We start from the raw sequence: 10,045 nt of genomic DNA, 5'->3' as shown, positions 1-10,045 counted from the left end.
GACCTGCTGGCGAGCCGCTTTACTCCGCAAAGGCCCGCAGCGCATCGCCCGTGAGGCGATAACGCACCCACTCATCCTGCGGCTGCGCGCCAATGCTCAGATAGAAATCAATCGCCGGCTGGTTCCAGTCGAGCACGCTCCACTCCAGACGCCCGCACTGACGCTGTACAGCATATTGCGCGATGGTTTTCAGTAGCGCTTTCCCGGCGCCGATCCCGCGATAGTCGGGGGTCACGTACAGATCTTCCATATAGATGCCATTGCGGCCAAGCCAGGTGGAGTAGCTGGTGAAGAACACGGCGTAGCCCACCGCTTTGCCCGCCACTTCGCAGATCAGCGCCTCAGTTTTGCTGCTGCTGGCAAACAGCGTCTCTCTGATCTCCTCTGCCGTCGTCACCACCTCTTCGGGGGCTTTCTCGTAGACCGCGAGTTCATAAATCATGTCGTAAATGGCGGTGGCGTCGTCCGGGGTGGCCTGGCGGATCGTGATGCTCATGGGTCGTCCTGTCTGAATGGTATCAAGGAAAGCAACATTGCTGACCCAGAGCATAAGCGGTATTGTGAAAAGAATTAAGTGCAATGAAATCAGCAAATGATGAATATTATGCATCCAGTCCTGCGCCGGATTGACCTCAACCTGCTGCCGGTGTTTGACGCGGTCTATCGCTCCCGCTCGGTGCGCCTGGCAGCGGAAGAGCTGGCGATGAGCACCTCGGCGCTGAGCCATGCGCTCTCCCGGCTGCGCAGCGCCCTCAACGACCCGCTGTTCTATCGCGAAGGCCACCGGATGTGTCCCAGCGTCTATGCCAGCCAGCTGGCGCCCTCTATCGCTTCGGCGCTGAAATTTCTCAATCAGGAGCTGACGCCGCCGGCGGCGTTTGTGCCGAGCGCCAGCACCGACTGCATGCAGATTGCGATCACCGATTTCACCGCATTCTGCGTCTTTCCGACGCTGATGCACCGCCTGCAGCGGGAGGCGCCCGGGCTGCGGTTTGAGCTTCGTTATCTGCCCCATAGCCCGGCGCTGACCGAGCTGCTGGCGGGCGAGGTCGACCTGGCTCTCGGGTTCAACACCCCTGACGAGCCAGCCCATCCCGATCTTGAGGAGATCAACTGGCTGCGGGACGAATATGTGGTCATCAGTCAGGCTGACCGCACGGCGCTGACCCTGGACGCCTATCTTGCGGCCCGTCATCTGGTGGTAACCCCGTGGAATGAGCGGCAGGGGGTGCTGGACTGCGAGCTGGAGCGGCAGGGCTATTCGCGGCAGGTGGCGGTGAAAACGCCCTCGATGCTGAGCGCCCCCTTTATTATTGAGCAGAGCGATCTGCTGATGGCGCTGCCCCGGCGGGCGGCGGAGACGATGGCCCGCGCCGCCCGGCTGACCATTTTCCCGCTGCCGTTTCCGGTTCCCCCGTTTGACGTCAAGATTTACGCCCATAAACGCAGTGGGAAACGCGAGGCCACCCGCTGGCTGATCTCCCTGCTGCAGACGCTGGGGAACGTCGCCGCGGCGCCGGCGCCCTGAGGCCACATCCAGGTTATTAACCTGTCGCCGCTGCGCATCGCGTTAACCGTCCCGGACCGGGCATGTCTTATACCGTCGGGGGCGCAACCGCGTACCCTAGCCTCGGTCACAAAACGGAAAACTCACATTTTCATCTCCACCACCGATGCTGAGGGTACAGAAAGTGTTAAATGATTGTATATAAAAGTAATGTTAATTAGCTAAATGTTATTTATGCGTAAATTGCATCAATGGATGCGTTTATTACGCTTATTTCATACCGGGTTCTGTTTCAGTCTTCAGCAACAGGCGCGCGACAACGCGTGGATAACAAACTGGAGACCTGCATGCATTCGACAACCTCACTGATGAGTACCCGTGATCGGCTCGGCGCCATTCTGCGCGTCACGTCCGGTAACTTTCTCGAACAGTTCGACTTTTTCCTGTTCGGGTTTTATGCCACCTACATCGCACATACCTTTTTTCCGGCCAGCAGTGAATTCGCCTCGCTGATGATGACCTTTGCGGTCTTTGGCGCCGGCTTTCTGATGCGGCCCATCGGCGCCATCGTGCTTGGCGCCTATATCGACAAGGTAGGGCGGCGCAAAGGGCTGATTGTGACCCTGACGATCATGGCCACCGGCACCTTCCTGATCGTGCTGATCCCCTCTTACCAGACCATTGGCCTGTGGGCGCCGTTGCTGGTGCTGATCGGCCGTCTGCTGCAGGGCTTCTCCGCCGGCGCTGAGCTGGGCGGGGTATCCGTCTATCTGGCCGAGATCGCCACCCCGGGCCGCAAAGGGTTTTACACCAGCTGGCAGTCGGGCAGCCAGCAGGTCGCCATCATGGTGGCGGCCGCGATGGGCTTTGCCCTCAACGCCGTACTGGAGCAGAGCGCCATCAGCGACTGGGGATGGCGTATTCCGTTCCTTTTTGGCTGCCTGATCGTGCCGTTCATTTTTGTGCTGCGCCGTAAGCTGGAGGAGACTCAGGAGTTTACTGCCCGCCGCCATCACCTGGCGATGCGCCAGGTGTTCGCCACCCTGCTGGCGAACTGGCAGGTGGTCATCGCGGGGATGATGATGGTGGCGATGACCACCACCGCGTTCTACCTGATCACTGTCTATGCGCCGACCTTTGGCAAAAAAGTGCTGATGCTCAGCGCCTCTGACAGCCTGCTGGTCACGCTGCTGGTGGCGATTTCCAACTTCTTCTGGCTGCCGGTGGGTGGGGCGCTGTCCGACCGCTTTGGCCGCCGACCGGTGCTGATTGCCATGACGCTGCTGGCGCTGGCTACTGCCTGGCCTGCGCTGACCATGCTGGCGAACGCGCCGAGCTTTTTGATGATGCTGAGCGTGCTGCTGTGGCTGTCGTTTATCTACGGCATGTACAACGGGGCGATGATCCCGGCGCTGACCGAAATTATGCCCGCCGAAGTGCGCGTGGCAGGCTTCTCGCTGGCCTATAGCCTGGCGACCGCGGTGTTTGGCGGCTTCACGCCGGTGATCTCCACGGCGCTGATCGAATATACCGGTGATAAAGCCTCCCCTGGCTACTGGATGAGCTTTGCCGCCGTCTGCGGTCTGCTGGCCACCTGCTACCTCTATCGCCGCAGCGCCGTCGCGCTGCAGACGGCACGTTAATCAGGGAGAGGATGATGCGTAAAACGACAGGAACCCTGCTGGCCACGCTGCTGCTGGCTGCCACCGGCGGCAGCGCGCTGTCCGCTGAGGTCACCGTGATGATCTCCGGCAGCTTCAAAGCGGCGCTGGAAAAGCTGGCCCCGGCGTGGGAAAAACAAACTGGCAACCATCTCGTGGTGATCCCCGGCCCGTCAATGGGGAAAACGCCGCAGGCGATCCCTAACCGCCTGGCGCGGGGCGAACACGCGGACGTGGTGATTATGGTCGGTGACGCGCTGACCAGCCTTGAGAAAGCGGGCCGAACGCAGCCGGATTCGCGCCGGGAGCTGGCCGACTCGCCAATCGGCGTGGTGGTGAAAGCGGGAGCGCCGCTGCCGGCCATCCGCAGCGCAGACCAGCTGCGGGCGGCGCTGCTGGCTGCCCCGTCGGTCGCGTACTCCGACAGCGCCAGCGGACGCTATGTCAGCTCGACGCTGTTCCACCGCCTGGGCATTGATGAGGCGATGCAGAGCAAAGCGCAGATGGTGGAGCGTATTCCGGTGGCCTCGGAAGTGGCGAGGGGAAGTTATGCGATCGGTTTTCAGCAGGTGAGCGAACTGCTGCCAGTGCCCGGAGTAACCTTCGTCGGCGAACTGCCGGATAACCTGCAGTACATCACCCGCTTTGCCGGGGCGGTGACCGTCAGCGCCGACCACCCGCAGGAAGGAAAGGCGCTGCTAACCTATCTGGCCTCACCGGCGGCGCAGGAGACCATCCACGCCACCGGTATGCGAAGCGTGGCCGCCGCTGCGCCGGTCAGCCAGAAGGATACTGTTCAATAATCAGCTTCTCCAGCTCTGCCGCTACGTAGGACTGAATACGGCCGCTGAGGCGGATCAGGCCTACCGTGCGGGTGACCACCGGGTCGGTGAGCGGCACGGCGCGGAGAACGGAATGCTCCCCAGCGGGCATTGACATCGCGGGCACGGCGGCAATGCCGATGCCCGCTTCCACCATCCCCAGCATCGTGGTGATATGACGAGAGTGATTAATTACCTTGTTGATATATAAGCTTATTGTTCTCAAATAACTATGCATTGGGGCATGGATGGGGCAAAGTCCGATAATTTCTGGTTCAACATAGCAATCTGATCGCTGTTACTGTCGGCCATCCAGGCGCCGTAGACATTGAAAACCATTTGGGCGCTTGTGTGCCCCATCTGGCTAGCAATGAAGCTGGGGTTGGCCCCGGCTGACAGTGACCAGCAGGCATAAGTGTGTCTGGACTGATATGCTTTGCGATGCCTTAAACCAGCTCGTTTCAGCGCCGCCTCCCATGAGTCACCAATTGAATCAACCTTGTAATGATAACCAACGTTACTGCTTTTTCTGACCAGCTGAGGATTGAACACAAATGTACAGTCATGAATAGCCGTTCGGCCATACTCCCGTAGTTGTACCTCAATCTGATACTGCTTTCCCAGTCTGGTCATTTCCGCCTGGTTCCTCAAAGCGTCAATGGCTGGTTTGATCAGATGCACGACCCTGTCGGTGCCGGCTTCGGTTTTTGGTGGAGTGAAATCACCGAGTTTCGTATAATTTCGGCGTATGGTCATCGTTCCAGCTTTCAGATCTATGTCTTCCCATGCAAGGGAGACCAACTCACCGTGGCGTAATCCTGTGTAAACCGCAACGGACCACAGGTTTTTCGTTTGCTGATGCGGGCAGGCATCTATGAAACGAATAAATTCGTCACGAGTGAGTGGATCAGGTTCTATCCTGGCCCTTTTAAGCGGCCTGATTCCGTTAAATGGGTTTTCCCGGATATAACCATTATCAGCGGCAAACTGAAACATGCCCGCCATGGTGGTCATGTAATAGTTTGCTGTCGCCACACTCAAACCGTTCTTCACCGATCCCCCCGACAACATATCTTTCCTGACATACAACAGATCTTCCCTGTTCACGGATGAAGCAAGCTTGTTTCCACCAATCCTCAGCAGCATATTCCTTACAACCGATTCATATCGGTCCAGAGCATTAGCGCAGATCTCCAGCCGTTTCAGCTCCAGCCATTTTTCAGACAGAAATTTCACGGTGATATCTTTCTTGCAGATGCCGAAAGTTTTCAGGTTTGGCGAATTGGGGAATTGCGCCGCATAGTCAAAGGTCCCCATGCGGATAGCGAAACAAACTGACGTTCGCAGTTCCCCGGCCACCTTCCTGTTTTTAGCGGTGTCAGGGACACCGAGATTTTCCCTGACACGCTTACCTTTAAAAATGAACCATATGCGGAGTGATTTTCCGTGGTTCTCAACGCCCGTTGGGTATGATTCTTTACTCATTGTTCCCTCCCGACGTCCAGGAGCGGTGTAAGCTTACCTGTTTCATACCGCCCGATCACCCAATGGTTGCTTTTGAGCCTGAATCCATGCGTCCACCGCTTTGCGGTTGTACATGCATTCGCTGGTTGGCTTGGGATCGCCTTCAGGGGAAACGTGCTTATACTCACGCCCAAGCAGCCAGGATGATTTGCGGGCCCGTGTAATGGTGCCGCGTTTCATCCCTGTGACTGCCATCAGCAAGTCCTCTGAAACCCATTCGTTTGGCTCGATCTGGATTATTGTCTGCATGCATCACCTCTGCTGCACTCTTTATCTGATATAGAATTCCCAGCTGCTGGCGACGGCGTTCATAACCTTAATTGCCATTTCAGCCGTTTCCCTGCTGTCGTAACACTGGAAATACATCTCCTGACCAGTACGTTTAAGCTTCATCATTACCCACATACATCACCTCAGGTGCTTACCACGTTCTTCAAACTCTTCCTGACAGTCAGCACAGCGCTGACATCCCGCCACCAGTTCCCGGCGCCGCTCGGGTATCTCTTCCCCACAGTCGCGGCAGTGAGTAGCCGATACCGCCGCATGGTTGATGCGCATGTTCTGGATGGTAATTTCCAGCCGGCGCTCTGCCAGCTCGTTGGCCTGATCGATGATTTCTGCGCTCATACTGCACCACCTTCAACGCGCTTGAACTCGATAACCCAAACCCAAGGGTTGGCCTTCCAGCTTTCCTCGCCATAGATGGATTCCCACAGACGCTGGAATGCAACCTTGGCCGTTGCAAAATCACCCTTCGGAGTCAGGAATGTTCCCGGGTAATCAGGAAGCAAACTTCCTGCAGGCGGAACACCTTCTGCAGTGGCATCTTCCTCGCTGATAGCGTTTAGCCGCTCAACCCGCACGTCGGTGATTTCCAGTAGAATGCGGCTTGCTGCTTTCGGCATATGAATGGATGGCTTCCAGCACGAACGGCCATCTTCATAACCATCGTCATCACCCCAGGTAAAATCACCATCAGCTGCATAAATGGCGTAGCCAGAGTAATAGCCATTGCCAAACGGCATTGCGTGGATGGCAGTCGCTGGACGATCAGGAACCCAGTCAATCATCAAGCCATCGTCACTAAAGGCGTGACTGACAACGCCCCAAGTTTCACGCACCCAGATACGGTCTCCTGGTTTTCCGTAATGGCAAAAATGAGCAGTGGTGCTGCCATGCTTGTGCCTCAGAGATGATTTCCAGCCAATTGCTTCTGGATTAGGGAAAGTGCAACGCTCGATGTCGTCCGCTGGTTGTGGTGCCATAATCCTCCGGGTCTGCGTCTTCCGGCCATCGAGCAGTGCCCGCACCATCTCCCCGCTGAATATCATTCCGCGTTCTTTCATGATTCCACTCCATAGCGGCCGCTGAGCCGCCCAATAACACTGACAAATTTCACCAGGCTGACACCCATCGGCTTTACCTTCTCGTAGTGCTTGCGAAGGATGGGGGGCATACAGCGTTCCACTTCGGTTTAGGCTTTACGCTCATCGCTTTGGTTATCTCTTCTGCGCAGCGACGAGCCTGGGCGCGGAGAGCGTTTTCTTTTTCTTCTGGCGTCATGCTGCCTCCCGCTTCTTGTTGGGATGGGGTGCATTCGAAAGGAAAACCGCCTTTGCAAATCCAAGAGGCGTTGCGCTGCGAATGTTGGCGCGCTCGTCGCTGGGCGGACATTCGTGAATTCGGTTGTCCGGATACCAGTCAGTCACCAATCCGGCAAAGGACGTTCCGGATATAGCCTCGATCGCCTTTTTCTTCGGCACCATGCGGCCGCAGGCCACCTTCACGGCGTCGATAGCCGCTTCAACCATCGGGTGCATATTCTCTGCCGGCGCCTTGAAGCCGTTACCCGTCCAGAGGCAGGTCTGCTTCGTGTAATTGTCATCCGTGCACAGCCCAGTGAACTGGTATGGATGGAACGTGTAATCGGCCGAGCCGAAGATGCTACTGAACACGCTCACCGGGTTTTCGAATGCCCACGGGCAGCCGGCCGCCAAGCCAACCATCCGGCATTGCTCAGCGACCAGCGCGGCCTTGCCCTGGAAATGCGGGTCTTTGGCGCGCTTGGACTCGAACCAACGGGACCCGGAAACAGCCACGTCCGTGCATGGTGGGAAGCCGATGACGATGACGACGTTCTCAGAGCGGATGATCTGAGATAGCCGCGGCATCGCCTCAAGGATGGTTGCCGATATGCGCTCAACAGGACCGTCGATCGAAGTTTCAGGGTGCTGCGGGTCCACCAGGACGGCGCGATAACCTGCTTCGACCCATGGCTCAGCCATGACGCCAGTGATATCGCACAGGCAGATAATGGTTCCCTTGCTCATGCTGCCTCCGTCTTAACAACGTCGATGGCGCATCCAGGTATCAGCTCAACTGAAGCGGTGGCGCATTGGTTCCCCCAGTGGCTCCAGCCTGGCGCTGCACTGCGACTGAACAGCTCAATCCGCGGCACGTCGCCGTAGAGAAGTTCCAGGCGGTGGCGAACTTCCCACGGCTTCTCGCTGTGCGCGCCGAGTGGGCTGTAGACCACCTGCTTAATTCCAGCGTGCTTGCGTTCCAGCCCGGCGCCGCGGGTGGCGATCAGCACGTCTTCGGTATTGGCTCGGGTATGGTTGCCACCGTTCATGCGCGTCTCGGCATTCAACAGGTCGAGGAAGTCGTAAAAGTCGGTCACATCTCCATCTGCCAGAGCCTTGGTAATGCGCAGCTCAGCCAACTGATTCAACTTCACCCAGGTGAAGCCCTTCATCGTGCGCACCGTAAAGCCCCAGGCCTCGGCCAGCTCGATCGCCTCCTGGTTGTGGGTGCCGGTGTACCACATCGCCAGAACAGCGTTATCCGCGGCGAGCTCCCATACCGGGAGCCGCTTCATATCGAGCAGGCTCATGGTGGGGTAGTGATCGACGGCGGCGCCATTGCTGATCGTGTTCCCGTAAGACCAGGCCGGGTCAGCATAGATAAGTGAGTAGCGGTTCATAGGACTGACTCCATTTCATCGATATAGAGGCCAGATGCGATAAGCCGGCGGCGCCGGGCCGCTTTATCAATACATTTCTGGCGGTTGCCAGAGGCGGCCTGAGCTATCGAGCGCTTAGTGAACAGGCGCGTTTTACCCTGCGGGGTAATGACCTTTGGCCTTGTGATCAGGTCAAAGGTGCGATCACAGATGCCGTCTTCGTTGAGCCAGGTTTCCGATGCAATCAGCTGCGCAATGCGGCCTTCTCCCCTGGTTATACCGTTCGCAACGCGGTTAAATTCAACAAGCGTTACGCCGAACTTCTCCGCTATTTCGCTGCCGGTAACAGGGCGGCCGCGCGTCTGGATCATCCAGATCACACGCTCGCGAAGGCCGGAGAATTTTCCTGCTTTGCCGGGCCTGCGGTAAAATGGAGTGCGTTTCATTCGAGCTCCAGTATCATTCGCTTAGTCTCTGCCACAAGGGACAGGAACTCATTCCTTCTCGCGCGAAGGCGGGCTATCTCTGATTGACACTCAGCGGCCGTCAGGCGGTAAACAATGAGTTGCTTTCCGTCAGGGAAATCAGAGCAGTAGCTGATGAAGTCAACCCAATCCCGGCCAGAGCAATCAAGGTGACCGATTAGTTGCCATCTGTATGCCGGATCGAAGGAGCCGCGGGTGAGGGTGGCGTAGTGAGTAGCGGCAATTACCGACTTAATCTCAATCACCCCATCCCGGCCTACGAGTCCGTCTGGACTATCCCCATACGTTTCGTGATCAAAGAAACCGCCGTTATCCACGTCGACGAAGTTCATCTCTTCATACAGCATGCGAGCGATTGGCTCCTGTTCATGCCCGCGCTCCATATGGTCGTTTGTGAAGCCAAACTCAGATTTGCACCCTTTAATCTGCTCAAGAGCTAACTGAAGCGCATAACGCTTGGCTGGCTCACCAAACGCCTTGCCATCGTTAGCCATAATCAAGCCGAAGTTTGAAGCGGTAGCCTTCCCCAGGCGAAGAGCATCCCACTCTTCCCCGTTTTGCTCGACGTCATGCCAGATCATGCTGAGCACTCCTGTTCCAGTTGGCGGCGATGCTCTGGAGAAATGTCCATTCTCGCTAGCACTGCATCCAGGTTGCCATCGCGCTTGAAGGCGGCCTTAGCGTTATTCCATGCCTGCGTTTTTTCCGGCGAAAGCACAGGTTTTGAAACGCGCGCTGGGCTTAAGCGGAGACCTTCAACCGATTCCTTTCCGAACCTGACATTTTTATCGACGTAAACAGTGACTTTCACGCCGACCCAATCCTCAAGGAATGGCGATCCGGTAATGCTTTTCAGCATCTTGCTGTTGGTGGCATTCAGGATCATTGGCTTAAGCTTTTCGCCAGGGCGCAACTCGCGCTCCTCAAAATAAGCGGTGTTAAAAACGTCTTTAGTTTTTTTGGTTTTGTCGCTTTCTAATGTTGCCCGGGCGATCGTCAGCACCGTGGGTTCAACGATATCGGCACTGCTCAGGTATGGAGAATCGAAAGCCTTGCGGTAATGTGTTTTTGAATCTGTCATTTTG

The 10,045-nt window shown here is 56.9% G+C and carries 13 protein-coding genes and 3 pseudogenes; 3 read left to right on the top strand and 13 right to left on the bottom strand.

Annotated features, from left to right (window positions below):
- Positions 1 to 19: 19 nt before the first annotated feature.
- Positions 20 to 496 (bottom strand): GNAT family N-acetyltransferase, encoded by a 477-nt coding sequence (locus GT756_RS15775; protein ID WP_004203250.1) that lies wholly within the window; start codon positions 494 to 496, stop codon positions 20 to 22.
- A 99-nt stretch (positions 497 to 595) separates the two neighbouring features.
- Between GT756_RS15775 and GT756_RS15770 the strand changes: the two genes are divergently transcribed.
- The 3 genes from GT756_RS15770 to GT756_RS15760 all read left to right on the top strand — a co-directional run bounded on the left by GT756_RS15770 (position 596) and on the right by GT756_RS15760 (position 3,971).
- Positions 596 to 1,528 carry a LysR family transcriptional regulator gene (locus GT756_RS15770; RefSeq protein WP_025999206.1) on the top strand — a complete coding sequence of 311 codons (933 nt, stop codon included), beginning with the start codon at positions 596 to 598 and terminating at the stop codon, positions 1,526 to 1,528.
- 326 nt (positions 1,529 to 1,854) lie between these two features.
- The gene (locus GT756_RS15765; RefSeq protein WP_004203248.1) at positions 1,855 to 3,150 is read left to right on the top strand and encodes an MFS transporter; all 1,296 of its coding nucleotides are present in this window, start codon (positions 1,855 to 1,857) and stop codon (positions 3,148 to 3,150) included.
- Positions 3,151 to 3,161: 11 nt separating this feature from the next.
- A complete protein-coding gene (locus tag GT756_RS15760) occupies positions 3,162 to 3,971 on the top strand; it encodes a substrate-binding domain-containing protein (RefSeq protein WP_174562444.1) in 810 nt (269 codons plus the stop codon).
- On the opposite strand, the pseudogene GT756_RS15755 reads toward GT756_RS15760, so the two are convergent.
- The 12 genes and pseudogenes from GT756_RS15755 to GT756_RS25915 form a co-directional block, all read right to left on the bottom strand.
- Positions 3,946 to 4,173 (bottom strand): annotated as a pseudogene (locus GT756_RS15755) (LysR substrate-binding domain-containing protein); the annotation flags it as partial. The gene GT756_RS15760 and the pseudogene GT756_RS15755 sit on opposite strands and share 26 nt — an antisense overlap.
- Before the next feature lie 38 nt (positions 4,174 to 4,211).
- Positions 4,212 to 5,474 carry a site-specific integrase gene (locus GT756_RS15750; protein ID WP_021312745.1) on the bottom strand — a complete coding sequence of 421 codons (1,263 nt, stop codon included), beginning with the start codon at positions 5,472 to 5,474 and terminating at the stop codon, positions 4,212 to 4,214.
- Positions 5,475 to 5,516: 42 nt separating this feature from the next.
- Positions 5,517 to 5,762 (bottom strand): excisionase family protein, encoded by a 246-nt coding sequence (locus GT756_RS15745; RefSeq protein ID WP_016244760.1) that lies wholly within the window; start codon positions 5,760 to 5,762, stop codon positions 5,517 to 5,519.
- 159 nt (positions 5,763 to 5,921) lie between these two features.
- Positions 5,922 to 6,140, bottom strand: a complete 219-nt coding sequence (locus GT756_RS15740) for a TraR/DksA family transcriptional regulator (protein WP_160124910.1) — start codon at positions 6,138 to 6,140, stop codon at positions 5,922 to 5,924.
- Positions 6,137 to 6,859, bottom strand: coding sequence for a hypothetical protein (locus GT756_RS15735; protein ID WP_160124909.1), 723 nt, complete (start codon positions 6,857 to 6,859; stop codon positions 6,137 to 6,139). Before GT756_RS15735 ends, GT756_RS15740 begins: the two co-directional genes overlap by 4 nt.
- A pseudogene (locus GT756_RS26260) lies at positions 6,856 to 7,076 on the bottom strand (hypothetical protein). Before GT756_RS26260 ends, GT756_RS15735 begins: the two are co-directional and overlap by 4 nt.
- Positions 7,073 to 7,843, bottom strand: coding sequence for a dcm methylase (locus GT756_RS15730; RefSeq protein WP_086549568.1), 771 nt, complete (start codon positions 7,841 to 7,843; stop codon positions 7,073 to 7,075). Before GT756_RS15730 ends, GT756_RS26260 begins: the two are co-directional and overlap by 4 nt.
- The gene (locus GT756_RS15725; protein ID WP_160124908.1) at positions 7,840 to 8,496 is read right to left on the bottom strand and encodes an MT-A70 family methyltransferase; all 657 of its coding nucleotides are present in this window, start codon (positions 8,494 to 8,496) and stop codon (positions 7,840 to 7,842) included. Before GT756_RS15725 ends, GT756_RS15730 begins: the two co-directional genes overlap by 4 nt.
- On the bottom strand, positions 8,493 to 8,921 hold the full coding sequence (locus tag GT756_RS15720; protein WP_032453664.1) for a hypothetical protein: 429 nt from the start codon (positions 8,919 to 8,921) through the stop codon (positions 8,493 to 8,495). The genes GT756_RS15725 and GT756_RS15720 overlap by 4 nt, the downstream gene beginning before the upstream one ends.
- A complete protein-coding gene (locus GT756_RS15715) occupies positions 8,918 to 9,541 on the bottom strand; it encodes a lambda exonuclease family protein (protein WP_160124907.1) in 624 nt (207 codons plus the stop codon). The genes GT756_RS15720 and GT756_RS15715 overlap by 4 nt, the downstream gene beginning before the upstream one ends.
- Positions 9,538 to 9,873 (bottom strand): hypothetical protein, encoded by a 336-nt coding sequence (locus tag GT756_RS15710; protein WP_014342891.1) that lies wholly within the window; start codon positions 9,871 to 9,873, stop codon positions 9,538 to 9,540. The genes GT756_RS15715 and GT756_RS15710 overlap by 4 nt, the downstream gene beginning before the upstream one ends.
- A pseudogene (locus GT756_RS25915) lies at positions 9,843 to 10,041 on the bottom strand (hypothetical protein). The gene GT756_RS15710 and the pseudogene GT756_RS25915 overlap by 31 nt, the downstream one beginning before the upstream one ends.
- Between the last annotated feature and the right edge of the window lie 4 nt (positions 10,042 to 10,045).

The sequence above is a fragment of the Klebsiella sp. Q2 genome (assembly GCF_009900705.1).
GTDB lineage: Bacteria > Pseudomonadota > Gammaproteobacteria > Enterobacterales > Enterobacteriaceae > Klebsiella > Klebsiella quasipneumoniae.
This window is presented reverse-complemented; position numbering and strand designations above follow the sequence as displayed.